Source organism: Lutibaculum baratangense AMV1 (assembly GCF_000496075.1).
GTDB classification, from domain to species: Bacteria; Pseudomonadota; Alphaproteobacteria; order Rhizobiales; family Tepidamorphaceae; genus Lutibaculum; species Lutibaculum baratangense.
In genome coordinates this window covers 1-1,386 of the sequence record NZ_AWXZ01000022.1, presented here as the reverse complement: position 1 = coordinate 1,386, position 1,386 = coordinate 1, and the positions used below count along the sequence as shown (strand labels likewise).

General features: G+C 66.0%; 1 protein-coding gene. It reads left to right on the top strand.

Translation table 11 applies throughout. The features are described from left to right. On the top strand, positions 1-1,283 hold a 1,283-nt coding region (locus N177_RS08555; RefSeq protein WP_040485445.1), incomplete at its 5' end, for an IS1182 family transposase. Positions 1,284-1,386 lie beyond the last annotated feature (103 nt).

Sequence of the window (1,386 nt, the reverse complement as noted above, 5' to 3'; positions counted from 1 at the left end):
TCGACCGGGTGATCGACTTTTCCTTCATCCATGACCTGACGGCGCCGCTCTACTGCCCCGACAATGGCCGGCCGCCGCTCGACCCGACCTTGATGTTCAAGGCGCTGTTCCTGGGCTACCTGTTCGGCGTGCGCTCGGAGCGGCAGCTGGTGCGCGAGATCGAGGTCAACGTGGCGTATCGCTGGTTCCTGCGGCTCAAGCTGACGGACAAGGTGTTCGACGCCTCGACCTTGAGCCAGAACCGCCGCCGGCGTTATCGGGACGAGACGGTCGCGCAGTCGATCTTCGACAGGATCGTCGAGCAGGCGATCGGGGCGGGCCTGGTCGATGGCACGGTGCTCTACACCGACTCCACGCATCTCAAGGCCAACGCCAACAAGAACCGCTTCGACCTAGAGGTCGTGGCCAAGTCGCGCGCCGACTATTGGGAGGCGCTTGACGCGGCGATCGAGGCGGACCGCGCCGTCCACGGCAAGAAGCCGCTCAAGCCGAAGGAGCGACAGCCCGCCCTGAAGGAGACTAAGGTCAGCCGCACCGATCCCGACGCCGGCTACATGGTGCGCGACGGCAAGCCGAAGGGCTTCTTCTATCTCGACCACCGCACGGTGGACGGGGCCCACGCGATCATCACCGACACCTTCGCGACGCCGGCCAGCATCAACGACTCCATCGTCTATCTGGGCCGGCTCGACCGTCAGGTCGAGCGCTTCGGCTTCGATGTCGCCGCCGTCGGCCTCGACGCCGGCTATGCCACCCCCGGCATCGCCAGGGGGCTGGAGGAGCGCGAGATCCGCGGCGTCACCGGCTACCGCAACCCGACCCCGCCGAAACCCGGCATGATGAGAAAGAGCGCGTTCGTCTATGAGCCGGAGGCCGACGGCTATCGCTGCCCCGAAGGCCAGTTGCTCGCCTACGCCACCACCGATCGCGCCGGCTACCGCCATTACAAGTCCGATCCGACGATCTGCCGTGATTGTCCGCTGCTCGCCTCCTGCACGACAAGCGCCAACGCGACCCGGCTGATCACCCGCCATGTCTGGCAGGACGCCCGCGAGCGAAATGACACCAACCGGCTGACCACCTGGGGCAAGGCGATCTATCGCCGCCGCAAGGAGACGGTGGAGCGCTCCTTCGCCGACGCCAAGCAGTTGCACGGCCACCGCTATGCGCGCTTCCGAAGTCTCACCCGCGTGCGCGTCCAGTGCCTGCTCGCCGCCGCAGCCCAGAACATCAAGAAAATCGCCCTCGCCCTCAGCCCAAAGCCTCTTCTCCGACCAGTCTGAGCGCGACAGCCTCCCGACAAATACCCCTGACCACCGAAAACCAAGGCCCGGAAGCCGGGCACGAAAAAACCCCGCCAAAATGGCGGGGATTGTCAGCGGTCTG